Genomic DNA, 25,616 nt, shown 5'->3' on the forward strand with positions numbered 1-25,616 from the left:
GGTTCGCACCTATTTTACTCTTTTTGCAGTGGAAGTGCCACGACCACATCCGTTCCTTCGCCCACCTTGCTCGTAATTCGGATGGTCCCCCCGAGTTCCTTCACAATCTTGTTGCTGACAGTCAGCCCGAGTCCCACTCCCTTTTCCTTCGTGCTGTAAAACGGCTCGCCCAGATTCTTCATGCGTTCTTCACTAATCCCGCTTCCTTCATCCACAATCCGGATATATACCCAATGATCCGCATAAGCCGTAGACAACTCTATGATCCCGCCATGATTCATCGATTCCATCGCATTTTTGATCAAGTTGATCAGAACCTGTTTCAATTGGTGCACGTTGCTTTTCATGACGGGAATGTCCTGATCGGTGATCAATTTAAAGCCGATATTGTTCATAATCGCCTGGGTGTCCAGCAAGGTAATGAGATCATGCAGCAGTTCATTGAGTTGGACATCCGAATACGTCACCGCCTGAGGCTTGGACAGCATGAGCAGTTCCGTCACGATCATTTCAATGCGTTCCAGTTCCTCCAGCATGATTTCATAATAATGATCCTTGCGCTGATTTTGTTGCAGCAGCTTCACGAATCCCTTGATGGCAGTCAGCGGATTGCGAATCTCATGGGCGACCCCGGCTGCGAGCTCCCCGACAACATTCAGTCGATCTGACTGCCGAATCAGCGTTTCCGTTTTACGCTGCTCGGTCATGTCTCTGGCTGCAATGATGACCTGCTCCAGTTGCCCGTCCTTCCCCCAGATCGGCGAACAGGTCGCTTCTGTACAGATGCGGCTGCCATTGCGATGCAGCAAGTCCCACTGCTTGACGAGCGAGGACTGTTGATCGGCAAAAGCGGCAAATTCCGACTCAAATCCATTCCACCCGTCAATCAACTGCACTTCATGCACCCGCCTGTGCTCAAGGTCATAAGGCAGGTAGCCAAGCATCTCGATGCAGGACGGAGAGACATAGACGATTTGCTCGTTGCGATTCAAGGATATTAATAGATCCATTGTATTCTCAGCGATGAACCGGTACTTCATTTCACTTCGTTTCAATTCCGCTTCCATCTCGCGACGCTCGGTAATATCAATGAGAATGCCGACAATCTCTACGACCTTGCCTCCACGATATACAGGGCGCAGCGTAGCCAGGTAGCCGATTCTGCCGATTTGTCCTTCATAGGTCACATGATGCTTGCCATCCCACGCAGCCGCATAATGTTCTTCTGTAAATCTGGCCGTCTCCTCTGACATCCCGATGTCCCATACGGTCTTGCCGATTAGCTGATCCGGGATGAGGCCCATCCGGTAAATGAGCTCGCCCTCGCAAAAAGTATGGACAAATCGTCCGTCTACCCGCTGGACCTTCATCATCATCCCCTGCTGCAACCTGAGAATGTCGCGCAGATCCTGCTCCAGCATCCGGATAGACTCATTCATTTTGACCTGTTCCGTAAATGCCTTGCGCAGCCCCATCTCCGCTATTTGGCGCTCGATATGTTCGACCTTCCGACTGAATTCCTCCGCTGAGATGGGCGGGGAGAATAAATAGCCCTGCGCTTCATCGCACAGTTCATTTTGCAAAAAAGTCAGCTGCTCCCGTTTCTCTACACCCTCGGCCGTCACTCGCAGGTTCAAACTACGGGACATCGCTGTGATCGCTCTTACAATGTGCGCATCATGCAGATCATACACACAGTCTTCAATAAAAGAGCGATCAATCTTCAGCTTGTCCAGCGGCATCCGCTTTAAGTAGGCGAGGGAGCTGTAGCCCGTACCGAAGTCATCGATGCTGATCTGTACGCCCAGCTTCTTCAGCTCCGACAGCACCAGTTCTGTGCGCTGAATGTCCATCGTCACACTCTCGGTCAACTCCAACTCCAGGCAATGGGCTGATAACTTGGCCTCATCGAGCGCTTGTCTGACGGTCTGGCAAATATCCGACTGGTGCACCTGTCTTGCTGAGATATTTACCGAGACAAATTGCAGGTCCAGTCCCTCATCTTTCCACCTTCTCATCTGGTGGCAGGCTTTCTCCAGCACATATTGCCCCAGTGGAATGATATACCCGTTCTCTTCAGCCAGTGGAATGAAGTGCTGCGGAGTCAACAGGCCGCGTGTCGGGTGCTGCCAGCGCACGAGGGTTTCCACACCGACGATTTTCCCGCGCTGCAGATCCACCATCGGCTGATACAACAGCACCAATTCCTCGCTTTGCAAGGCGTGGTATAGCTCAGCTTGCAGTTCATTTCGTTCCTGCAACCGCTCATATTCTTTGAGGGCATAGAGGTTGACCCTGGTGCTCCCGTGCTGCTTGGCTGCAATCATCGCAGCCTGAGCGGCGTGTATAAGCCCATCCGGGTCATCCGCATGCTGCGGATACACGCTAATACCGATGCTCAGTCTGACATGCAGCTCATAGTGGCTGACATAGAAGGGCTGGGTAAAATGACGCGTCATTTCCTGACCCAGCTCCATGGCCTGGCGGTCATTAACCTGATTGACCAGCGCGATAAACTCATCACCTTCCAGCCGATACAACTGTCCTTTCTGCTTCACGAATCGATGGATTCGCTCTGCGATCAGCTTCATCAGTTCATCACCGTGTGCATGTCCCATCATTTCATTCATTTGCTTGAATTGGTGAATATCAATATAAAGGATGGCGTAAGAGGAGTCTGAAGCTTGCTTGTCCTTGCCAGAGATCGCCTTGTGTCGCTCCCTCAGCTTCTCCATCAGGCTGGAGCGGTTCGGCAGCCCTGTCAACGTATCATAATAGGCCAGTTGCCTGATCAGATGCTCAGCCTTCTTCTTCTCTGTCATATCCTGAATAATGGCATACACGCCCTTCACCGTATGGCCTACAAAGATCGGAAGGTTCGTGATCCACAAGTTTCGACATACACCATCTGCATCCCGTATCGCCGATTCGAACTGAACCGACTGTCCGGCACACGCTTTCTCAAACTGCTCGATGGTGTGCGCTTTATATTCAGGCAGTACGATAGGCGCAAAGCTCTGACCCCTCATTTCGGTTTCCAGATAACCGAACTGTTCAACGGTCTGAGGATTGACCTCACGGATGGTGCGGTTCACATTGAAGATGATGACCGCATTCGGATTATGGCTGTACAGCGATTGATAATACTGCATTTGTTCTTCAAGCTGGCGGTTGTTCAGGCTGAGGCGTCGATTCAGGATCAGGATACAACAAGCAGCCAACAGCGTAATGCTCCCAATAATTAGCGATGAAAGGTTTACCATGCTCACACCTCAACATGATCGTTCTGCGTTCGACCGTACATACTTGTCTTGACTTTATTCGACATTCTGAGGCAAACCCCTTTTCATGACCTGTCTCTCCCTGACTTCTGGTTAGGCTGATTCGCTAATCCGATCCTTCCATATGGGGGGATTTTCATATACGGGTTGGAAATCATTTTTTGCAGCAGCTCCAGCGCCAGCTCGCCCTTGGGGCGCTCTAGCGACCATACATTCATATCCGGCGGCAACAGCTCGGAAGAACGATCCTGCTGCAGCACTGTAATGTTTCGGCTCTCGATATATTTGGCTGCCATGAGCGCCATCGCTTCATGCAGCACGACAACAGGCTGATTCGGCTGTCGCTGCAAGATGGCCTTCAGCTGCTCTTCACCGTGCGTCAGACGAATCAACTCCAAATGAGGCGAGACTGCACAACGAGATGCAATCTGATCCTGCAGCGTTGCATGATACAGCTGTTCCATGATCACCAGCACGGGACCCTGTGAGGCTTGTCCATGTGAGTTTTCCAGTCGGTCGAGCAGCTCATTGTAATCCGGAAAAACATAATGGAACAGCGGATCTTCCAGCCAACTGTCCACAAGCAGGAGCGGCGTGCCGAATCCCACCTTGGAGGAAATCAGCTGAATCGTCGTTTCCCATCCGTCTACCACAATCAAGCCGTCTACATCAAGTGTCTGAATTAAATCGAGCTGTGGAAAATTGGCTTCGATGGTGCTCACACTGACCTGGTAACCCTTCGCTTTCATTCCGGTCTCAATCTGATGGATAAAAGAGCTATACAACATATACTTGGAAACGAGTTGGTAGGGATGATTCGTCAGCAAGATGCCGACTCTTTTGCTGGGGTGTTTTTTCTTGAGGGCGGCTTTCGCATGATGATCAAAGTAGTTCAGCTTGTAGGCTGCATCCCAGATTTTCTGCTTGGTCTCTGGTGTAATCGTCTGTGTGCGTGATTTATTCAGCACATAGCTAACGGTCGCTACAGAAACACCTGCTTCTGCGGCAATGTCCTTCAAGGTTACTTTTTTCATCTGAAATACCCTTCTTCCTTTTACTCCATTCTGTGCCAGTCTGTGAACATATTATAGGTATCGTTTTCCTTCTGTCAAGAAAAAAAGACAGGATTTGAAAGTATGACCTTTCTCATCCTGTCTTCCATGCTGTATGCTGTCCGTGAAATGCTGTCCGATTTACTCGCTCGCAAATAAGTCCGAGGACAAATACCGTTCCCCGCTGTCTGGGGCGATGCTCAGTACCCGGGCGTCAGGCGACAGCGTACTGGCGATCTGTATGGCGAAATGTGCGGAAGCAGCCGAAGACGCCCCGACGAGAATGCCTTCCTCCGCTGCCAGTCGTCTGGCCATGTGCTGGGCGTCATCATCCTGAATATGCAGGAGCTCATCGAAAATCTCCCGATTCAAAATAGTCGGCACAAAGCCGGGTCCCGTTCCTGGAATTTTGTGCGGGCCTGGCTGTCCACCGGACAGAACCGGCGAACCGGCAGGCTCCACGACGTAAATCTTCAAATCCGGAAGCGCCTTGCGCAGCTCTTCCCCTACTCCGGTCACGGTTCCCCCTGTACCGGCTGTCAGCACCATGGCGTCGAGCTTCCCGTCGAAGGCCTCCAGTATTTCTACCGCTGTCGTGCGACGATGGGCATCCGAATTGGCCTGATTGTCAAACTGCATGGGAATAAAGCTGTTCGGCACTGTTTCTGCCAGTTCCTGCGCCTTGGCAATCGCACCGCGCATTCCCATTGTCCGATCTGTTAGATGAACACGTGCTCCGTAGGCCTTTAGTACGTTGACCCTCTCCTGGGTCGCATTTTCGGGCATCGTAATGATACACGGATATCCTTTTGCTGCACATACCATTGCCAGTCCGATGCCTGTATTGCCTGACGTAGGCTCTATGACCGTGCTTTTGCCGGGAATCAGCTTCCCTTCTCGCTCCGCCATGTGAATCATATTCGAGGCGGCGCGATCCTTGACACTTTTGCCCGGATTGAAATACTCCAGTTTGATATATACGTTCGCGCCTTGTGAATCGGGTATCCGGTTAAGCTTGACGATCGGCGTTTCACCGATCAACTCGACGATGGATGAGACCATCTTCATGTTGGTGCCTCCCCTCTGCCTGGATATCGTGCAGGTCAATAATGCTCCATTGTAGGAGAATGACAGCAATTCGTCAACGCAATTGCTGTCCGCTTAGCTGGATATTTCAGCTTTCTCCAGTCCGAACTGTTCTGCAAGCAGGCGATAGGAATGAAGTTTCGCCTCGAAATCATGCGTAATGGTTACCGCCATAAGCTCATCAGCCCGGTACTCCTGCTGCAACATCTCCAGTTGCTGCTTCACACTTTGAGGCCCCCCGACAACCATGCGCTGCCGATTATGCCGCACACGGCTCCTGTCAAACGCATCATAGGTATATCCCTTCGCTTCCTCAGGAGAAGGGAAACCGCCAGCGGAGGTATACCCTTTTTCAAGCAGTAGCAAGGACAAGTCCAGACTGCTTGCCAAGGCATCTGCCTCCGCATCCGTATCCGCACAGATGACAAAAATCGCGAGCATCGTATACGGTTCTCGCCAGGCTGCAGATGGGCGGAACTGCTCCTGATACCCGTGAACCGATGCGATACCGCCATCCCCGTTAATAAACTGGGCGAAGGCAAAGGCAGCACCTTTGGCTGCCGCCATACCCGCACTTCCATAGCTCGAACCCAGCATCCAGAGCTCGGGCTGCGTAGCGGTTAACGGCGTGGCCTTCAGATCAGCAAATCGGTGCTGTTCATCGGGCTGATAGATATAGTGCAAGAGATCATCGATCTGCTGGGGATACAGATCCACGCCCCGAGGCTTACCCTCCTGCAAAGCTCTGGTGGCAATAGGCATCCCTCCCGGCGCCCGTCCAATGCCCAGATCAATGCGTTTGGGGTAGAGCGCTTCAAGCAACTGAAAATTTTCCGCTACCTTGTAGGCGCTGTAGTGAGGAAGCATGACCCCTCCTGAACCGAGCCGTATGCGCTCTGTTTTTGCCGCCAGATGGGGAATCAGGACTTCCGGACTGGAGCCTGCCAGGCTGTACGTATGATGATGCTCCGATACCCAGAACCGATGGTAGCCGAGCTTCTCTGCTTCCTGGACGAGCCGGGTCGTCTGCTGAAGGGCTTCCGTCGGTCCTAGTCCTTTTGCGATAGGGGATTGATCCAATATACTTAATTTGACCATGATGTCACCTTCTTCTTCGATTGTTGTGTGCGCATAGATGTGAGGCAATGCCATTGGGATCGGTCTATGTTCTCTTTGTTTACCCGGTTTGGATTGTCATGAAATAGTCAACACTGGGATTGTACCTCATCCAGGCCGTCCATTACAATGAAGAGGAATACGGATACTTTTCTATTAGAAAGGACGTTTGAAATGAAGAACATACAATGGTTTATCATGATTCTTTCCGCCCTGCTTGTATTGTCTGCATGTGGGGACAACGGTAACCAGGAAAACAGTCATAATGATATGCGCTCTACCACGCCGCCCAAGCAAGTTATTCTGGATGTTGAGCTGACGGTAAATCCTGACGTACTTCAACCGGGAGATTCCGCAGAGCTACAGGCGTCAGTTAAGCTGGAGGGAGAAGCGGTCGAAGATGCGGACGAGGTTCGCTTTGAAGTATGGAAACATGGTGAAGAGGATCATGAGATGATCGAAGGCCAGCACCTGGGCGAAGGGGTATATGGCATATCCTATACATTTGAAGAAGAAGCCCATTACTACGCAGTCTCTCACGTTACAGCCAGAGACACCCATCGCATGCCGAAAAAGGCCATCACTGTAGGCAGTCCTGCCCCGATGGATGAAGGGCAAGAAGAAGAATCTCACATGGATGAAGACATGCATCATGACGATATGATGCATGACGATGACACACACCATAATCATTAGATGAATGACGACAGCATGAAACGAGCTAAATCATCGCGACATACTACAGACTTTGGATTATCCGCTCGGGAATATCGCCGAGCGGTTATTTTTATGTGCCATTTTTATACGTCCTTCTATATATTAAAAAGCCGAAGCAGGATAGGGGCGTTTGACCTTGACCCCATCACATGCTCGGCTTTTATAGATTAACCCAAGATGATTGCGCTCGCGTACACGACTATTGTACTTCGAAATAAGCAGCGATCTCATCCAGCAGCAGGTTGGCTGCCTTGTATCCGCCCGCTGTATTCCAGATGGCTTCGTTTACTTCAATAACTTTATCGTTTTTCGCTACGTTCAGGCTTTGGAACAGTGGATCTTCTAACCAATCCTTGGCTACGTTGGCTGCATCGCTGGAGCCTGGCGCTTCAGAAACGAAGTAGAACATCACATCGCCGTCCATATCCGGAATACGCTCCTTGGTCAGCTTTTCAATAAACTGATCTTTATCCTGGGAAGCAGGTCTCGCAACACCCAACTGACTCAACAGTACGCCGCTGAAGGTTTGCTTCTGATAGATTCGAACATCTCCAGCCGTGAAGCGAACAACGGATACTTTCGTATCGGCCTTGTCGCCCAGCTTGGATTTCACTTCTTCCACTCGCTGATCATAGGCGGCCATCAATTCTTCGCCCTCTGCTTTTTTATTTAAGGCATCGGTGTACAAGGCAAAATTGATCTTCCAGTCCCCTGCCAGATCCTCTGCAAATACGGTCGGAGCAATTTGGTTTAGCTGATCATAGATTTTTTCCTGACGAACCTTATTCCCGATAATCAAATCCGGCTGAAGGCTTGCAATCAACTCGATATTCGGCTGAAGCTCATCCCCGACCATTTCTACGCCTTCCATCTCATCCTTGATGTGGTCATACCACGGATCACCAATCCAGGACATCACGGCACCGACTGGCTTAACACCAACCGCGAGCAACGCTTCTGTACCTTCGTTTGTCAGAATAACGACGCGCTCTGGTGTTCCCTCGATCTCCGTCGATCCCATCGCATGCTCAATGACTCTGACTTCCTCACTCTGTGTACCTGTATGTTCAGTATTTGCCGCTGTATTCTCCTCAGCAGCCACATTGGAATTGCTGCCATTGTTGCCTGTATTCGCACTGTTGTTGTTCCCGCCACAACCGGCAACAACCAGCATGATGACAGCCATGATCATGATAAAAGCATTCAATCTGAGACGTTTTGCTTGATTTTGCATGATACTCTTCTCTCCCCTTTTGATATGTAGATATCCGATACTGTAGATATCTGATATTCGATGGTAATGAAAATCATTATCAACGATGCCTAATATATCATGCGTCCTGAGTGATGTCAATATTTTTATGAGAATGATTTTCAAAATCATTGACAGTGCTGGATAACAACTCTTACAATGAAAGGGATTCGAATCAGATCATGATGAAAATCATGTGATACATAAACTCAGTTAGGTGGAAAAACAAATATGAACATCTTGTTGCAGCATCGACACGCGAAAATGTATGGGCTGCTGGCCGGAACGCTATTGCTTCTGCTCTGCATGCTGGCCAGTATGCTGTTCGGTCTCCAGCAGTTCAGGCTGGAAACACTCTGGCAGGCATGGACCCGCTTTGACGGTTCTGTCGAGCATCTCATCATTATGGACACCCGCGTGCCGCGTGCCTTCATCGGCGCCATTGTGGGAGGGAGCCTGGCTATGGCGGGGGCGATGATGCAGGTACTGACGAAAAATCCGCTCGCCTCTCCTTCCATACTCGGGATTAACGCCGGAGCGGTGCTGTTTCTTGTTATCGGGATTTCCCTGCTTGGGTCTCAGCTCACGCTGTCTGCGATGATCTGGGTAGCTCTAATCGGTGCATCGATCACAGCAGCGGTCGTATTTCTACTCAGTTCACAGGGGGCCGAAGGCTATACCCCTATTAAACTCACGCTGGCAGGAGCCGCGATCGCAGCCTTTGGTTCCTCAGTCACCTCCGGGATCATGCTGATCGACAAGCAGTCACTGGATCAAGCGATGTTCTGGCTGGTCGGATCGGTTGCCGGACGCGAACTGGATCATCTGTATGTCGTGCTGCCCTATCTCTTACTAGGCTGGCTGCTGACGTTTGCCCTGTCAGGCAAATTCAATATTATGGCACTCGGGGATGATGTGTCCCGGGGGCTTGGGCAGCGGGTGTGGCTCGTTCGTTTGCTGTCCGGCCTTGCCGTCGTGATGCTGGCAGGAAGTTCTGTCGCCATCGCAGGGCCTATCGCATTTGTGGGCTTGATCGTTCCTCATCTATGCCGATATCTCGTTGGCAATGACCACCGCTGGCTGCTGCCCTATTGCGGGCTTACAGGAGCTATTTTGCTGGTGGCAGCCGATGTGGGCAGCCGATTTTTGCTGATGCCCAAAGAGGTACCGGTAGGGGTCATGACCGCTTTTCTGGGCGTGCCATTCCTGATCTATATCGCGAGAAGGAGAACCTATGTCTAAATTGGAATCCCAACATCATTCGTTCCATTCGCAGCATTCCAAAAAACGAATTGTACTGGTTACAATCTCACTCATCGTCTTGACCTTATTGCTATCTATCCTTAACCTTTCCATGGGAAGTATGTCGATCTCATTTTGGAACACGATCAAGGTGCTTCTCGGTATGGGAGAGCCCAATCATGAACTCGTTATTATCGAATTCCGGCTTGCGCGCATGGTGGCTGCTCTGCTCATCGGCGCTGCGTTAGCCGTTTCAGGGGCCTTGCTTCAGGGGATTATTCGCAACCCGTTAGCCGCGCCTGACCTGCTAGGGGTCACTGGCGGTGCCTCTGTATTTGTCGTCGCTTTCATGACCTTGTTCACCGGAACGTACAGCATTCACTGGACGCCTCTCATCGCCATTGCCGGGGCATTTTTTGCAGCGAGTTTAAACTATATGTTCGCATGGAAGGACGGCGTATCCCCTTACAGGCTTGTTCTGATCGGGCTGGGTATCTCTACCGCCCTGCACGCCATCACCACCTTTTTGTTTCTAAGTGGACCTGCCCATCTCGCTTCTCAAGTGTTGAACTGGATGACAGGGAGCATTTACGGGACAAGCTGGGCGGATGTAAATGCGCTGTTTCCCTGGGTAGCCGTCTTTATTCCATTGGCCTGGCTCTTCTCCAATCAATTGAATGTTATGGCTCTGGGGGATCAGACCGCGACAGGGCTTGGCATTCGTCTGCAATTGAATCGCATGCTTTTACTGCTATTCAGCGTTGCGCTTGCGGGAGCAGCGGTCGGATTTGCGGGTACGATTGCCTTTATCGGCTTGCTGGCCCCTCATATTGCACGCAAGTTGGTGGGGCCTACATACGGTATTCTAATCCCCGTCTCGGCCCTCACAGGTGGAATGATCCTGCTGGCAGCGGATCTGGCAGGGCGGATGCTGTTCGAGCCGCTCGATATCCCTGCTGGTGTCTTCACCGCCAGCATCGGCGCACCTTTCTTTCTCTATTTACTATATAGAAGATAACAACCGGACCTGCTAGGCGGTGCATCTATCACATACAATCCGTATAGAGATGAATTCCCCACCTCTCCTGTGGTACAGTACAGAGAGAGCAAGTTAGCCGGGCACAAGAAAAGCCCCCGCTCACAATTGGGGGCTTTTGGCTTGCTGCACGGCGATGATCGAGGTGAGGGTATGGAGTTTCCTGTATATATCTCTCTAGGATTTGCACGCATGCATCCCCATTTGCTTTTTGAAACATTGGCTTACTTTATCGGCTTCCGCCTCTATATGAAGCTGCGCCCCAAAAACCAGCTCTCCAGTGCCCAGGGGCTTTGGATTGTGATCGGGGCCATCAGCGGAGCTGCGCTCGGCTCCAAGCTGCTATATTGGCTGGAAAATCCCGGCCTGACCTCTCACCATTTGCTCGACCCGGTATATCTCATGGAAGGCAAGACGATTGTAGGCGGATTGCTGGGCGGACTGATAGGCGTCGAACTGATGAAGAAAAAGCTCAACTATTCCCGCTCTACTGGAGATGCGATGGTACTCCCGCTGATTGTCGGAATGAGTATAGGCAGAATCGGCTGTTTTCTGTCCGGCGTTACCGATCGAACCTATGGCAATCCGACTTCGTTCCCGACGGGCATGGACCTGGGCGACGGGATATTGCGTCATCCTACTTCCCTCTATGAAATCGTGTTTCTGCTATCGCTTGGCCTCTTCCTCTCTCTCACATCCAGATATCAACCTTTCCAATATGAAGGGGCCCGCTTTCAATGGTTTATGCTAGGCTACCTTTCCTATCGACTTCTCATTGATTTTATCAAACCAACCTTTACGGCCTACGGACCCTTTACCAGTATTCAGCTGGCAGCGCTGCTGGGTATCATCTACTATCTCTATCTGATTCAGCGTTCATATTTGCGAGAGAGGAATGAAGTGCATGCCTAATCGAGCCTATACGTATTATGATTTGACGGCGAGTATTTGCTCTGTTTGTTATGAAAAAGTGGAAGCGAAGATTATTTTTGAGGAAGAACGCGTTTATTTAGTAAAACGGTGCCTGAAGCACGGCCCTGAGAAAGTGCTCATTTCCACTGACAAAGATTATTATCTGAAATGCAGACATTACATCAAGCCGTCAGAGATGCCCCACCGCTTCAATACGCCGATTCGTTATGGTTGTCCTTATGACTGCGGACTTTGCCCCGATCATGAACAACATAGCTGCCTGACCCTGATAGAGGTCACGGATCGCTGTAATCTGGAATGCCCGATCTGCTATGCCAATTCGTCCCCTCATCGCGAACAATTTCGTTCCCTGCAGGTGATTGAGTCAATGCTGGATGCGGTGGTAGCGAATGAGAAGGAACCGGATGTGGTGCAGATCAGTGGAGGCGAACCTACGATTCATCCAGAATTCTTCGCCATCCTGGATGCCGCCAAAGCGAGGCCAATCCGTCACCTCATGATTAACACCAATGGCATCAAGATCGCGCAGGATCGGGAATTCGTACGCAAGCTGGCTGCCTACATGCCTGGCATCGAGATCTATTTGCAATTTGACAGCCTGGAGCCGCATGTGCTGAAAGAGTTGCGCGGAGCTGACCTCAGCATGATTCGGGAAAAAGCGCTCTATCATCTGAATGAGTTTGGCCTCTCTACTACGCTTGTCGTGACGGTCAAACGAGGGTTGAATGATGATCAACTTGGATCGATTTTGAACTATGCCATCCAGCAGCCTGCCGTAAGAGGAGTGACCTTCCAGCCCATTCAAGAGGCCGGCCGGCTCGATCAATATGACCCGGGTGAACATCGATTGACGTTAAGTGAGGTACGAACGAAAATTTTGGAACAGTCTGATTTATTTGACTCCGATGATCTGATTCCCGTTCCTTGTCATCCCGATGCGCTGGCCATGGCCTATGCCTTGAAGCTGGGCGAGGAAGTCCTCCCTTTAACCGGTCTTTTGCCGCCAGATATGCTGCTGGAAGGCGGACGCAATACGATTGTGTTCGAACAGGATGCCGAACTTCGTGCCAAGATGAATCAGCTGTTTTCCCTGAGTCAGACACCTGAATCCACCCCGTCTTCCTTGCGCGAATTGCTATGTTGTCTGCCCAAGGTGGAGGCGCCTGCCAGCCTGAGCTATGAGAATGTGTTTCGTGTGCTGATCATGCAGTTCATGGATGCGAGAGACCTGGATATACGGTCTGTGAAGCGCTCCTGTGTGCACATCGCGCATCCGGATGGACGCATCATCCCATTTGATACGTACAATCTGTTTTACCGCGATGGCCTGGAAGAACGGCTCACGCCGATTCGCAGCAAAATAGAGGGGGAATAAGTATGACAGCTCCGCGCTATGACCGGCTTGGTATCGGGATTCTCGTCCTGTCGCTCTGTCACCTCATCTGGTTTCTGTGGCCGATGGTCTTCATTTTAATCGGGATGGCTCAGATTATCTATCTCGCCCCTCTTGTTGTTTTCGCTGTTGTCAAGAAAACATACCGATTTCTGCAAGGCCTGCTGATCGGTGCACTCATCACCTTTCTGGTCAACTCGGCCTGCTTTGGACTGGTTTTCGTCTCGTTTTGGTAATGAACAGATGAACAAGAGCATTTTCTCTAATCCCTCCCCTGCAAGGGAGAGAAATTAGAAATGAAAAATGGGCGGTTTGTCTTCAAAGGCTGTATCCAGTATTAAGTACCAAAAACTTTCATCACCGCTATCCTGGGTGATGATCGCCTTATCAACCGTTACTTTTCCATTAGAGATGTATTCAACTTCTAATTGCGTGTGATGGGAATCAATAACGCCATACAATATGGGGAGTCCGTTTTCCTTATCAAGATTTAGTTGTGTAAATGCCCAGTTGACTTGGTTGGTACTGTTTCTCACAAGAAACCCGCCACTTCCTTTCACTTTTTGTGAAAACCAACTTTTTTCCAAACAAACTACTCCTATCTGATCCGTTCGCAACTGTTCGTAAAAAATGATCTTTCGATTGTCATGTTCGAATGAATGCACAATCCTTTTATTTGGGAAACCATGCTCACGTATGATGTCTTCATCTGCTTTCATTGCATCTGTACTTGAATAAACGTATACAGCCGCTAATACAGATAGCGCGAAAATAACCAGTAAAATGGAAACTGTTATTACTTTTGCGCTTTTCACAACATTCACCTACATTCCTTTTTTCTAATGAATCCGTCGTAAGGATATGAAGCATCTGCACATTGATTCATAATTGAATAGTCTCTCATTCACAGGAAAACAATATTTAGAAAACCTTGCTCATAAATATCTTACCTAAAAATTATTCTTTAAATAGCTATGATATCCTTTTAATTCATCACCTGCCGTTCAATCCGGACAGTGAAGAACAGGCTGATCTTCACTTCCAACATGTAAATCAGAACAGTCTCTTAAAGAAGCTAAAGGAGAAAGATATCGAAAGCATCTTGTTTCAAGAAGAGATTAGCGATGATATTGTATGTATTTTCACCAGAAATGATAGTATCGATATAATTGCTGGCATTAAAATAATCCGATCAGACACGAATTTATGCGAAGTAGGGAAGATATTCTATACAATGTCCGATTTGAACATGCTTTCCATAACCAGTGTCTCGGTGTTTGGTTACTTTCAAAAACACACGATTCACCTACTTCGCATATAAAAACTACAAAATGTACGCAGTTGATCCGTCATCATGATGTTATTCCTCATCCTTATCCAAACAGCTGATGAATACGTTGCATTTTCTCCTGTAAATAAACCAGATCACGTTGTTGATACGAATCCCGTTCGATTTCTTCCTCCATATCCCTTACACTGGCGAGAATGGCTTCACGCTGCAGGTTGCCGGCCTGGCGTGCCACTAACAGCAAGGCGTCGAGCATAGCTGCATACACCGAGACATCCCCTCGGCCGTAATGACGCAGTTGATAAAAGCTCAAATACAACAGCTCGTCAAAGGAGTATTCTACACAACGCAATCTGGGCCTGCCGTCTTCATCTGCAAACAGCCAGTCCCCTGACTCGATTTCACCCGCACGTCCGAGGACCACGGACATACTTCGAATGCAGTCTCGGGCAGTATTGGGATCGTTAATGCCAGGCGAGATGGCTCGGAGTGCAACCTCCGCCAGCTTCTGCAAGGCAAAGACCCGGTCCTGAACGATGCGCTTGTTTTTCCCGATTTTCACACAGGATCTAACCGCATCCCGATAAGCTTGCTCTCCGATATCGCCATCAGAGAAGAGGTGCAGCAAGGGCTGTTCAGGTGCCACAAAATCCCCCTGTCTGCTGGTCATTTCGATAAACCAGCCATGCTGGACGGCAAGCTGAATCATTTGCGCTGTGTCTACTTCCTGCACATAGCCCGGTTTCTCGGGATATACAGGTGTCATCGTCCGGTAAACAGAGGTGACAGCAAGCGCATCCGCACCGATAACAAGCTGAGGCGCAGAAGCTTTCTTTATCTGATTGTCCACGACCGCAAGCGCCTCGTCCATCAGCCGATCAATCAGGTTTTCGACTTGAATAAACGAGGAGACGTGGCGAAGAAACTGTACAAAAAACACCACGCAGATAACCGCGATGAGGATACCCGTCGTAGCAGAGATTAGATAGCGATCACCCAGATCTTCTTTCATGAACAACAGGGAAAGCAGACTGTACAGAAATCCGCCAATAAATACCCCCAGAATCCGCAGAGTCATCTTGTGAGTCATGAAATTGGTAAGCGTTCGGGGTGAGAATTGGGACGTATACGTTGTCAGCACCACCATGATCATGGAAAAAGTAATCGTGGTGACCGTGAGCAATGCCGAAGCAAGCGTGCTTAGAATCGTCTCTGCCAACCCTACTTTCGTTAACAGAATGGCGGGTAAATGGGATTCCAGCTTTCCATCGTATGTATGGTCTAGCATAGCGGTAAGGGTTACGAGCAGAACGGCTGCCAGGCTGTACATAACCGGCAACGTCCAGAATTTCTTGCTCAGACGTGTCCACCATCCGAACATGGTTCATTCTCCTTCCTGTCCTGCAGGATTAGGTCTGTCTATTTCTATTCAGCTATCATCATCATCAAAGTCAAGCACAGGTCATGCCGATGGAATAGCCACGTACCGATCAGTATGGGCATAACCTCACTGTTGTATTACCCGTGCCTCCTGTCGTTGAATCGGCACTGCATCCTGAGCAGGGGAGCAAACATTTGCTGAATTTGTCAATAAAGCAGGCTGGAGCCGTCTTTTTTTCCATTTGGACGAGTGGTATGATGAAGGTAAGATAGCATCGATACGTGATGATGGACGGAAAGGAATGAAAACATTGGGGCTCGTTGATATTACCGAGGTATCCAGACCTCTGCTTATTACCCTCTTTACCATGCTGATGCTCATTTTTTCCTGCTTCAGCTGGGCGATTGTCGAGGCATTTCGCAAGCGCTACAAACATACGGTTATCTGGGCTGCAGCCGGCATTCTGATCAGTTTGATCTTGGGAATTCTGCTCGGTACCGGAACCGTTAAATAGGAAATAGCAACACAAAAGAAAGACATCCTAGCCTTCTGACACGGACCGGATGTCTTTTTCATTTCACAACAATAGTCATATTCATGTAAAAGAAAAATACAATATAGTAAGCGCTTACATTATTGTGCTTCTCTCTGACCCGCTATGTTCGACTGAACATACTATTTTTAGTTTTCTTTCTATGTATTTATTCCAGGAGTAATATTTTCAACTTTTAGTAGTGACTTAAATGCCAAATTTCGCTATATTAGTGGTAGAAGTTACTAGTGCAAAGGGATGAATATTATGACACTGATCAACTATATTTTCTATACTCTCGTTTCCTCATTTGAATACATTACCATACTTATTTTCATTTCTTCTCTTTTTCGACTTCGTTTTAAATGGTATTCTCATGAGGTCATTTTTATATGTGTGTCACTCAGTTATCTTTCATTTACTATGCGAGAGATGGAATGGACTGCATTTTCGCCCATTGTTCAGTTAATTGTTCTCATCATACTGCTACACCTGTTTTATCGGTTTAATATCAAATTTATTTCCTTAGCAACAAGCACTGGATATCTCACCTATGGCTTGTTACAAGGAATCCTTGTTATGATCGCAAACGTAGTTTCCAATCAAGCATTAGAACCGCTTTCTACCCCCATGAACCTCATTTCAATTCTCTCATGCAGTATTATGATCCTGATAAGCTACCTCATCAGAAGAAAGAACCGTGGTTTTTCATTTTACTTTGATACTCCATCAACTAGATATGGGCTCACAGGAACATTAAAATCAGCAAGTACTATTTTGATTATTTTCTTACTGCTCATAGGTTGTATTCTTTCTTATTCTAATACAATTTATCAGATGGATATACTAGGCTTTGTTCTAACAGTTATTTTATTAGCCGTAAATGTAACAATTTTAATGATTTTTTCGTATAAAAAAGAACAAAATGAAGGGTAGTGAACGTGTATGCTTGATTTAGTAGCAGAAAAAGTAGCAATAAGAATAAAAAACAGTCACCCCGATTCAGCTAGTATTGAGGTTCTAAAGCATGGACTACTAGTAAGTATAGACGCTTTTTCTGTTCCAATTGTATCTCTGATAATAGCCTGGTATTTAGGAACTGTCCCAGAAACATTACTTACGATTTTCACTTTTTTTTGTATTCGGTTTTTTTCCGGTGGCCTTCACTTAAAGTCCGCCCTAAACTGTTTTATTTTATCAACAACAATAATAATAGCGCTTCCATATATCGCGACAACAATACCTGATTTGAGTAGTCTTCCAGTTATTTTGACAATCCTCAGCGTCATCTCACTTCTCATATTTGCACCTGCAAACGTTCAATATTCAAGACTTCCTATTAAGTACTATCCTTTATTTAAAACGATTTCAGTTATCATTGCTTGTTCCAACTTCTTCATTTTATCTAAAATAATAGCATTTACACTCTTTACACAAGCTATATTAATTGTTAAATTAAGGAGGTGAGTGATATGAGAAAATCTCTCGTTAAAGTATTATTCTCGTTACTTTCAACATTTTTATACTTTATAGCTAATTTTAGCGTCGCTGGTGCCTGTCCTTGGTGGAATCACAGACGCACTCCGCCAGCAGAACTATTAGAGAAATAGGGTTGGTTGCTTATGAATGATAAAGTGATACCGGTTGTTAAAGAAAATGAAAAGGATATACATTGGCTTAAACTACAAGATGTATATTTCTTTACGATTGTCGATAACAGAAAACTGGCTTATTACACCCATGAAGGTATCTTTTATCATATCATGACATTCCAAAACTTATCTCAGCTACTAACACCTCAGGAGGGATGGGAGAGGCTGGATCGTGCGATTGGTGCACAAATGAAGAAGGTCACGTATTACGATTCTGAGTTGGGGAAGATTTTCTTCGATGCTGAAATTACAAAAGATTCGATCTATGCGACAGTTGCTCCCGCACATCTGAAGAAAGTAAAAGACTTTCTCGGTATAGAAAAAGATATCTCTAAAAAAACATAGGAACTTGAAGAACCTGACCGTGTACGTCCTGCTATGGCAACGGGTCAGGTTCTATTTCATTTCGTATCTGCTGGGTGAATCTTTTCTATTTGTTGAAGCCGTTTACTTATCCAGCTTCAGCTTCTTCAAAGCTTCGGCCAGCGCATTGTTCACAGGCTCTTCCTGCTTGTTCTGCTCACGCAAGAATGCCTGCACATCCCGCTTGGATGCCTTGCCCTCTTTCTCTTTGCCTCTTCGTTCCTGGAAGGAGGACAGCTTCTCCCGATAGCCGCAGCGGCACACGAAAATCTGTCCTTCCCCTTCCCCTCTCAGCTCAAGCTTCTTGCGGCACTGCGGACAGCGTGCATTTGAGGTGCGGGCAATCTGCTTGCGGAAGCCACATTCCCGATCCTGACATACATGCATTTTGCCCCGTTTGCCGTTCACTTCGAGCATCGGCTTGCCACAGTCCGGACACTTGCTGGAAATGACATTGTCATGCTTGAACTGTTTCTGTGCCGTCTTCACTTCCTGTACGACCTGAACGGCATAGTTTCTCATCTCGCTGACAAACTGTTGCTTTTTCAATTTCCCACTGGCGATGTCTGACAGCTTCTGCTCCCATTCTGCCGTCAGCAGCGGCGATCTCAATTCATCCGGAACGAGGTCGAGCAGTTGCTTGCCCTTGGACGTGATATGAAGGTGCTTGCCTCGTTTTTCAATGAGGAAGGTACCGACCAGCTTCTCAATGATATCGGCCCGTGTCGCAACCGTTCCCAGCCCGCCAGTCTCTCCGAGTGTTCGGGCAGCACGCTGATCCGAGACTTCCAAATATTGTGCTGGCTTCTCCATAGCGGAGAGAAGCGTTCCTTCTGTAAACGGCTCAGGGGGCTTGGTCTTTCCTTCCTTCAAACGTACCTGGTCCATCACCAGCTGGTCTCCCTGCTCCACCTTCGGCAAGCGCTGATCCCGAATATCATCATCCTGATCGGACTCCAGATCATCATGGCCTGATCCATAGACACGTTTCCATCCTTCGGAAAGGACTCGCTTGCCCTTTCCAACAAACGTTTCACTGCCGATTTTCACCTCTACGGTCGTCTGCTCGTATTCAAACGGCGGACTCAGTACAGCCAGAAACCGGCTGACCACGAGCTCGTAAATTTTGCGTTCCTTCTCATTTAGCTGTTGGAGACGAACCGGTTCTTCTGTCGGAATAATCGCATGATGGTCAGAGACTTTCTCATCATTTACAAACGACTTGCCCGTTTTCCATCCGGAACGAAGCAGTTCAGAAGCAGCCGAGGCAAAGCTTCCGACTGCCGATGCCTTTACCCGATCCTTCAGTGTAGGGACGATATCCGAGGAGAGAAAGCGTGAATCGGTTCTCGGATACGTCAGCACTTTGTGCTGTTCATACAGCCGCTGCATGATAGACAGGGTTTCCTTGGCCGAATACCCGTAACGCTGATTGGCTTCCCGCTGCAATTCGGTCAGGTCATACAGGCCAGGCGCATAGCTTTTTTTCGCCGTCTTCTGTACCCTCGCTACCTGCCCCGGCTTGCCAGATACATGACTGAGCAATCGCTTCGCTTCCGTTTGATCGAAGATACGGGTATCCCCGGACTTGCTATGCTGCCAGTGCAGCTCCATGCCCGTCCTGGAATGAGCCAGAATTCGGTAAAACGGCACCGGCTGGAACGTGCGAATCTGCTCCTCCCGCTTGGCGATCATCGCCAAAGTCGGCGTCTGGACCCGTCCGCAGGACAGCTGGGCATTGTATTTCGTCGTCAGTGCTCTCGTGCCGTTCATGCCTACGATCCAGTCTGCTTCCGCACGGGCGGCGGCAGATGCGTACAAGTTCTCATACGATTTACCTGGCTTCAGTTTCTGAAATCCTTCACGAATCGCCTTGTCTGTCACCGATGAAATCCACAGCCTGTCAACCGGCTTGTTCACTTTGGCTTTCTCCAGAATCCAGCGCGCCACCAGTTCGCCTTCACGTCCTGCATCAGTGGCAATAATCACCCGCTGGATATCCTTACGCTGAAGCTGGGTTTTCACAGTCTGATATTGTTTACCGCTCTGTTTAATTACGACCAACTGCAAGGGGTTAGGCAGCATCGGCAAGTGATCCAGCTGCCAGGATTTATACTTGTCATCATAGACTTCCGGGTCCGCGAGTGTAACCAGGTGCCCCAGCGCCCATGTCACCACATATTGCGAGCCTTCAAAGAATCCGTTGTGCTTTTGTGAGCACTTCAATACCCGGGCAATGTCCCGGGCCACGGAAGGCTTTTCGGCTAGTACGACTGATTTGCTCATATTTCCATCTACTCCGTTCCTTCTTCCTTCATTTGAATGACTTCCTTCGTTGGATGTCCTGATTATTGCTGAGCGCTCTTATGATCCTCTTCGTCCTGCGCGGGCTGTTCCCTCCGCACAGGTCGGGTTCCGGTCAAGAAAGGAAGCTTCTTCTTCTTCACGGATACGTCCGCAGGGGTGAATCGATACATTTCGCCATCCATGTCAATAGCCATGCCGTGCTCAGTTTGCAAGGTGAATTCGCTCGTCTGGAGATACACAATGTCCTCCTGACTCTCATCGAGCAAGCTTGCTCCCTGTGTGAACCAGTGACGGATGGAGGACAGCCCGGCTTCCCTGACGATAAACAGGTCAAGCAATCCATCCTCAAGCGAGATAGACGGAGATGGAATCTGCACCGCTCCGAGCGAGAAACCATTGGCAGCCAGAATCATAACCGCTTCTCCCTCCTGCCTGCCCTGATCCGTTTCTAATTGATAGTGAAAAGGCCGTGCCTGCGACAACGTTTTGAATGTGCTGACATAATAGCTGAGTCGGCCCATCGATTGCTTCAGCTTGGCGTCCTGATTTTCCGACACTTCCGCGATCAGGCCAATGCCCATGAAATTGGAGAACCATCGATCATTCATTCTTCCGATATCAATCAGGTCCACCTTCCTGCTGGCCATTGCCGCTGCCGCCTTGTCCAATGGCTGGGGAATGCCCAGTGCACGAGAGAAGTCGTTACAGGTACCGCCTGGAAGAATGCCCAGGACAGGGGGAGAATCCAAGTCGGCGCAGCCATTAACGGCCTCATGTACCGTGCCATCTCCGCCGAGCACAAACACCACATCTGCCATTTCGCCTTCCTCTCGGCAAATACGCTCCGTATCACCTGGCTCCTTCGTCGCGATCAGGGACAGACGGTCACAGGTTTCTGCAAGAATGCCGGAAATTTGGCCGAGCCTCTCCCGCAGTTCTCCTTGTCCCGCATGACCATTATAAATTAAGAGTCCGTTTTTCCATGTCTCATCCATGTCCATTTGCACCTCTCCTGCATCCTTTTATTTAGAGGCATTCGCATGGCCATACCCATATTTGTCCAACCATTCGATATTTGATCTTATTCCCTTGCCTAGAACCATATCCAGAGGAAAAACAGGACGATCATCAGGGTCTGCAGGACTCCTTTCATAAGCGTGCTGGTCAGGAGTCCGACAAGTGAGCCAAGCCCGACCTTCCAGGCATGAGCCAGATCCTTCTTCTGCGTCAGCTCACCCAGCATCGCTCCGAGCAATGGACCGATGAGAAGACCTGCGACCGGCAGAACAAACGGGCCCAGGATCAGGCCGATGGTGGTCCCGACTACGGATGCTCTGCTGCCTCCGTAGCGCTTAACGCTCGCTGCACTGAGTCCATAATCTGCAATGAAGATCACCAGCAACAGGAAGGTCTGGACGAGCCAAAACCAGAGACCAAACGGTTCAAAGCTTACCAGCCAGCCGTAGACAAAAAAGGCGGCGTAAATGGCAACCACACCGGGCAATACCGGATACACAATTCCCACCATGCCGATGCCAAACAAGCTCAGCGTGAGTATCCATGCCAACCACTCCATACATTTCTCTCCTTCATTCTGTGTTTTGCTGCACATTCAGGACACAGGACCAATCAAAGGGAAAGGATTTCTCTGATTTCCTGCTCACTGAAGCTGGTCAGCGCGGTTTCGCCAGCCTGAATCACCTGCTCGATCAGATGCTTTTTCTGCTCTTGCAGTTGGACCATTTTCTCTTCGATGGTGCCTTTGGCTACCATGCGAATGACTTGGACGACCTTCTTCTGCCCCATCCGGTGTGCCCGGTCTGCCGCCTGTTGCTCAACTGCGGGGTTCCACCATAAATCATACAGAATCACCGTGTCCGCCCCCGTAAGATTAAGACCGGTTCCGCCTGCTTTCAAGGAAATGAGAAACATGTCCCTTTCCCCCTGGTTGAATCGGTGGCTCATATGCAGCCTTTCCTCTGAGGGAGTACTGCCGTCAAGGTAAAAGTAATCGATCCCCTGCTGCTCCAGCTGCTGACGGATCAATGCCAGCATACTGGTGAATTGCGAGAAGACCAGCAATCTTCTCCCCTCTGATGTATATTCCGATACCATCTCCATAAGCTGCTCCAGCTTCCCTGATGTTCCGGTATATTGTTCGAGGAACAGTGCGGGATGGCAGCACAACTGTCGCAAACGAGTCAGTCCGGCCAGAATCTTCATGCGGCTTTTCTGAAAGCCTTCCTCCTGAAGCTGGGTAAGGGTTTCCTGCTGAATCTGCTGCAAATAGCCCATGTACAGCGCTTTTTGCTCAGCATGAAGCTCGGTATACTGCACGGTTTCAATTTTATCCGGGAGCTCCGTCAGGACATCCTTCTTCAGACGGCGCAGAATAAATGGCCGTGTCCGGCGGGCGATCATCTCAGGAGAAAGCTGTAAAAAGCTTTTCTTGTCCGGATAGAGATCGGGGAACACGATGTCGAAGATCGACCACAGTTCCTCCAGCTTGTTCTCAATCGGGGTGCCTGTCAGGGCGAACCGGTGCCGGGCTGCAAGCTGCTTGACGGCTTTTGCCGTCTGGGTCGTCGCATTTTTCAATGCCTGAGCCTCATCCAGAAACAGACTGGAGAAGGTCACATCCTGATACATCTCTATATCCCGACGAATCAGCGGATAGGAGGTGACGATCACATCGACTTCCTGCAGCGCCTGTCTCAGTTCTTCCCGTGTTTCTTTGTCCCCTGCTACGACCAGCACCCGCAATTCAGGGGCAAACTTGTGGCACTCGCTCTCCCAGTTGTAAATCAGCGAAGACGGGGAAATGATCAGAGCCGGCGCATCCTGCGTCTGTTCAGACACCAGATAGGCAATGCTTTGCAAGGTCTTGCCCAGTCCCATATCATCGGCCAGGATACCCCCGAACTGGTAATAGGCCAATGTCTTCAGCCAATGGAACCCTTTTTTCTGATAATCCCTCAGCACCGGCTCAAAGGCAGGGGGCAGCGTGAATTGCAATCTTTCCGGATGCTTGAGGTGCTCTTGCAGCTGCTGGAACACGGGACCGAAACGAATAGCCCGATGTTTGGCGCTCAATTGCTCATCAATCTGAAATCCGCGCATCATCGGAAGCTGGATGCGCCCATCGTTTCGTTGCACGCTGCTCCCAAGTCCCAATTCCTCCATGAGCTGCTGCATGCCCTGAAAAGCTTCCGCCTCCAGGGAGACGAACCGTCCGCCAGGCATCCGGTAATACTTGCGCTTCTCCACGACCGAATCAAGCATGCGCCGGATGTCGGCCTCGTCAATGCCATCCATCTCAAAGCTGACTTCCAGCAGTCTGTTGGCTGTGTCCATTTCGACTCGCATCTGCGGTTCTTCCCTGTCGTCCTGTCTCACCCAGCTCTCGATCTCAGGTGTTCCAAACAACTCAACCTCCTGCTCCAGCTCGGGCACAATATGAAACAGGAACAGGTAGATATCCGCTTCCTCTTCCAGAAACAACGACTTGCCATTAAATTTGAACGCTGCCTTTTCGACAAATGACATATTCCTCTGCTCACGTTCCCAGTCACGCAGCAGGATCGTATGAAGCGGCTGATGATCAGTGGCCGACTCATCGAACGGATTGATCACAATTTGATCATAATGATATTCCAGTCTGGCCGTCAGATACGGTTCCTGCCAGTCCAGATAGAACTTTGCCAGCAGCGGCGGTTGAATGAACCGTTCTGAAATTTTCTGGTCGATCTCGATATTCGCTACACGCTTGAGCCCCGGATAGCCTCTGAACATGAATTCCTCCATCTGACTCGGCGAAATCACCAGCGTATGTCTGCCCTTGTAACCAAATTGGCTCTTCATATTTTGCAGAACCTGCAGAGGATGGTCCTCCATCAAATAAAAGATCCCTTTATAATAAACACAGCCGTAGCTTTCCATAAATGTACACGCTGACAGCTCCTGCATATCCAGCTCATACGAATCAAAGGGCGTCGATTCCAGCCTGAAGGCAAACGGAATACGCTCTTCCGTTACGCGCAGCGGGCCCATGTCCACCCCTTCATGCTCCACGACCGTCTGAGACCGCTCCAGCATTGGCAGCATCCGGCGCCAGATGAAGGGAGGAATGACAAGCTCCCTCGTCTCATTTCGTCCTTGCGAGCGGGCATATGCCGAATCCCGGTCTTGAAAGGCCGTCTGGTTCTTGCCGATTTCACGGAGCAAATTCATCAAGTCCGCATCGACCTGACTGAATGTCTGCTCAATGGGATCATAGGCATATTTTTTCGTAAAGGAATACGGCTGCTCCTGCCAGACATGCTCCAGAAACTCCTGAATTCTCTGAACCACATACAGCCTCCGCACGCCAGCTCGCATCTCCAGGACGAGCACATGCTTGCCTTCGAAGGAGTAATCGATGCGAAACCGATATTCCACCTGAACCGTTTCCCTTTCGTCAAGTTCCGGCGCATCCACTTCCTGAGAGCGAGCCGCATGAAACTGTTCCAGCAATGAGATGATGTTGTGCGTCTTGTTTGCCTCTTGCAGCATACGCATTTTGTGCTCTGACAGCGGTTCGGACGTGCCATTCCACATATCCCGCAGCTTCAGCAAAACCGCTGCAATATGCTTGCAATCCGTGTCATATTGATAATAGGCCGGGCACGTACAGGAAGTTCGCAGTTCCTGTGCATGACTCAGATCCACCTTGACCTGATAGGACTCTGCCCCCTCTACTTCTGCCGTACACAACCTTTGCTCCGGATCATATCCAAATGAATTAATATAGCCATATTCATAAACCTGTTTGCCCCTGCGGTATACGAGATTGCCGCAGCGCTGCTTGATGTGGGTCAGATTCAATTGTTCGTGCACCATTCTCACCTCAATGCTCCAATGTGTGCCATTCCTTCTATCTTATCATGCACCTGCTTGAATTCCCATTTTTCGGAGTCGTGGCTTCGGGAACTCAATACGATCGGACA

The 25,616-nt window shown here is 49.3% G+C and carries 22 protein-coding genes; 11 read left to right on the top strand and 11 right to left on the bottom strand.

Annotated features, from left to right (window positions below; translation table 11 throughout):
• Nucleotides 1–14: 14 nt before the first annotated feature.
• The 4 genes from ACFSUC_RS18150 to ACFSUC_RS18165 form a co-directional block, all read right to left on the bottom strand.
• Nucleotides 15–3,263, bottom strand: a complete 3,249-nt coding sequence (locus ACFSUC_RS18150) for an EAL domain-containing protein (RefSeq protein WP_379931061.1) — start codon at nucleotides 3,261–3,263, stop codon at nucleotides 15–17.
• Nucleotides 3,264–3,346: 83 nt separating this feature from the next.
• Nucleotides 3,347–4,315 (bottom strand): LacI family DNA-binding transcriptional regulator, encoded by a 969-nt coding sequence (locus ACFSUC_RS18155; protein ID WP_379931062.1) that lies wholly within the window; start codon nucleotides 4,313–4,315, stop codon nucleotides 3,347–3,349.
• A gap of 159 nt (nucleotides 4,316–4,474) precedes the next feature.
• Nucleotides 4,475–5,401, bottom strand: coding sequence for a cysteine synthase A (gene cysK, locus ACFSUC_RS18160; protein WP_379931063.1), 927 nt, complete (start codon nucleotides 5,399–5,401; stop codon nucleotides 4,475–4,477).
• A gap of 93 nt (nucleotides 5,402–5,494) precedes the next feature.
• A complete protein-coding gene (locus ACFSUC_RS18165) occupies nucleotides 5,495–6,517 on the bottom strand; it encodes an LLM class flavin-dependent oxidoreductase (protein ID WP_379931064.1) in 1,023 nt (340 codons plus the stop codon).
• A gap of 192 nt (nucleotides 6,518–6,709) precedes the next feature.
• On the opposite strand from ACFSUC_RS18165, the gene ACFSUC_RS18170 reads away from it, so the two are divergent.
• A complete protein-coding gene (locus ACFSUC_RS18170; protein WP_379931065.1) occupies nucleotides 6,710–7,231 on the top strand; it encodes a FixH family protein in 522 nt (173 codons plus the stop codon).
• Nucleotides 7,232–7,451: 220 nt separating this feature from the next.
• Here ACFSUC_RS18170 and ACFSUC_RS18175 read toward each other — a convergent pair whose 3' ends face one another.
• Entirely contained in the window at nucleotides 7,452–8,486 is a 1,035-nt protein-coding gene (locus tag ACFSUC_RS18175) for an ABC transporter substrate-binding protein (RefSeq protein ID WP_379931066.1), read from the bottom strand.
• Nucleotides 8,487–8,735: 249 nt separating this feature from the next.
• Between ACFSUC_RS18175 and ACFSUC_RS18180 the strand changes: the two genes are divergently transcribed.
• From ACFSUC_RS18180 to ACFSUC_RS18200, 5 genes are all read left to right on the top strand, one after another.
• A complete protein-coding gene (locus ACFSUC_RS18180; protein WP_379931067.1) occupies nucleotides 8,736–9,746 on the top strand; it encodes a FecCD family ABC transporter permease in 1,011 nt (336 codons plus the stop codon).
• The gene (locus tag ACFSUC_RS18185) at nucleotides 9,739–10,764 is read left to right on the top strand and encodes a FecCD family ABC transporter permease (protein ID WP_379931068.1); all 1,026 of its coding nucleotides are present in this window, start codon (nucleotides 9,739–9,741) and stop codon (nucleotides 10,762–10,764) included. The genes ACFSUC_RS18180 and ACFSUC_RS18185 overlap by 8 nt, the downstream gene beginning before the upstream one ends.
• A gap of 171 nt (nucleotides 10,765–10,935) precedes the next feature.
• On the top strand, nucleotides 10,936–11,694 hold the full coding sequence (locus ACFSUC_RS18190) for a prolipoprotein diacylglyceryl transferase (RefSeq protein WP_379931117.1): 759 nt from the start codon (nucleotides 10,936–10,938) through the stop codon (nucleotides 11,692–11,694).
• Nucleotides 11,687–13,090, top strand: a complete 1,404-nt coding sequence (locus ACFSUC_RS18195; protein WP_379931069.1) for a radical SAM protein — start codon at nucleotides 11,687–11,689, stop codon at nucleotides 13,088–13,090. The genes ACFSUC_RS18190 and ACFSUC_RS18195 overlap by 8 nt, the downstream gene beginning before the upstream one ends.
• A 2-nt stretch (nucleotides 13,091–13,092) precedes the next feature.
• Nucleotides 13,093–13,344, top strand: a complete 252-nt coding sequence (locus ACFSUC_RS18200) for a hypothetical protein (RefSeq protein ID WP_379931070.1) — start codon at nucleotides 13,093–13,095, stop codon at nucleotides 13,342–13,344.
• A 54-nt stretch (nucleotides 13,345–13,398) separates the two neighbouring features.
• Here the strand turns inward: ACFSUC_RS18200 and ACFSUC_RS18205 are convergent, their stop codons facing one another.
• The gene (locus ACFSUC_RS18205; protein WP_379931071.1) at nucleotides 13,399–13,932 is read right to left on the bottom strand and encodes a hypothetical protein; all 534 of its coding nucleotides are present in this window, start codon (nucleotides 13,930–13,932) and stop codon (nucleotides 13,399–13,401) included.
• A 549-nt stretch (nucleotides 13,933–14,481) separates the two neighbouring features.
• Nucleotides 14,482–15,777, bottom strand: a complete 1,296-nt coding sequence (locus ACFSUC_RS18210) for a DUF2254 domain-containing protein (protein ID WP_379931072.1) — start codon at nucleotides 15,775–15,777, stop codon at nucleotides 14,482–14,484.
• A gap of 301 nt (nucleotides 15,778–16,078) precedes the next feature.
• On the opposite strand from ACFSUC_RS18210, the gene ACFSUC_RS18215 reads away from it, so the two are divergent.
• The 5 genes from ACFSUC_RS18215 (at nucleotide 16,079) to ACFSUC_RS18235 (ending at nucleotide 18,306) form a co-directional block, all read left to right on the top strand.
• Nucleotides 16,079–16,291, top strand: a complete 213-nt coding sequence (locus ACFSUC_RS18215; RefSeq protein WP_379931073.1) for a hypothetical protein — start codon at nucleotides 16,079–16,081, stop codon at nucleotides 16,289–16,291.
• 597 nt (nucleotides 16,292–16,888) lie between these two features.
• The gene (locus tag ACFSUC_RS18220; RefSeq protein WP_379931074.1) at nucleotides 16,889–17,245 is read left to right on the top strand and encodes a hypothetical protein; all 357 of its coding nucleotides are present in this window, start codon (nucleotides 16,889–16,891) and stop codon (nucleotides 17,243–17,245) included.
• A 9-nt stretch (nucleotides 17,246–17,254) separates the two neighbouring features.
• Nucleotides 17,255–17,776, top strand: a complete 522-nt coding sequence (locus ACFSUC_RS18225; RefSeq protein ID WP_379931075.1) for an accessory gene regulator B family protein — start codon at nucleotides 17,255–17,257, stop codon at nucleotides 17,774–17,776.
• A gap of 5 nt (nucleotides 17,777–17,781) precedes the next feature.
• Nucleotides 17,782–17,919: a cyclic lactone autoinducer peptide gene (locus ACFSUC_RS18230; protein WP_379931076.1), complete on the top strand. Its 138-nt coding sequence runs from the start codon at nucleotides 17,782–17,784 to the stop codon at nucleotides 17,917–17,919.
• A 12-nt stretch (nucleotides 17,920–17,931) separates the two neighbouring features.
• Nucleotides 17,932–18,306, top strand: coding sequence for a hypothetical protein (locus tag ACFSUC_RS18235; RefSeq protein WP_379931077.1), 375 nt, complete (start codon nucleotides 17,932–17,934; stop codon nucleotides 18,304–18,306).
• A gap of 102 nt (nucleotides 18,307–18,408) precedes the next feature.
• Here ACFSUC_RS18235 and ACFSUC_RS18240 read toward each other — a convergent pair whose 3' ends face one another.
• The 4 genes from ACFSUC_RS18240 to ACFSUC_RS18255 all read right to left on the bottom strand — a co-directional run bounded on the left by ACFSUC_RS18240 (nucleotide 18,409) and on the right by ACFSUC_RS18255 (nucleotide 25,509).
• Nucleotides 18,409–20,610, bottom strand: a complete 2,202-nt coding sequence (locus ACFSUC_RS18240; protein ID WP_379931078.1) for a DNA topoisomerase III — start codon at nucleotides 20,608–20,610, stop codon at nucleotides 18,409–18,411.
• A 62-nt stretch (nucleotides 20,611–20,672) separates the two neighbouring features.
• Nucleotides 20,673–21,632: a diacylglycerol/lipid kinase family protein gene (locus tag ACFSUC_RS18245; protein ID WP_379931079.1), complete on the bottom strand. Its 960-nt coding sequence runs from the start codon at nucleotides 21,630–21,632 to the stop codon at nucleotides 20,673–20,675.
• 92 nt (nucleotides 21,633–21,724) lie between these two features.
• A complete protein-coding gene (locus ACFSUC_RS18250; protein WP_379931080.1) occupies nucleotides 21,725–22,207 on the bottom strand; it encodes a DUF456 domain-containing protein in 483 nt (160 codons plus the stop codon).
• A gap of 53 nt (nucleotides 22,208–22,260) precedes the next feature.
• On the bottom strand, nucleotides 22,261–25,509 hold the full coding sequence (locus tag ACFSUC_RS18255) for a DEAD/DEAH box helicase (protein WP_379931118.1): 3,249 nt from the start codon (nucleotides 25,507–25,509) through the stop codon (nucleotides 22,261–22,263).
• Between the last annotated feature and the right edge of the window lie 107 nt (nucleotides 25,510–25,616).

It is taken from the genome of Marinicrinis sediminis, assembly GCF_042685085.1.
Taxonomy (GTDB): Bacteria; Bacillota; Bacilli; order Paenibacillales; family KCTC-33676; genus Marinicrinis; species Marinicrinis sediminis.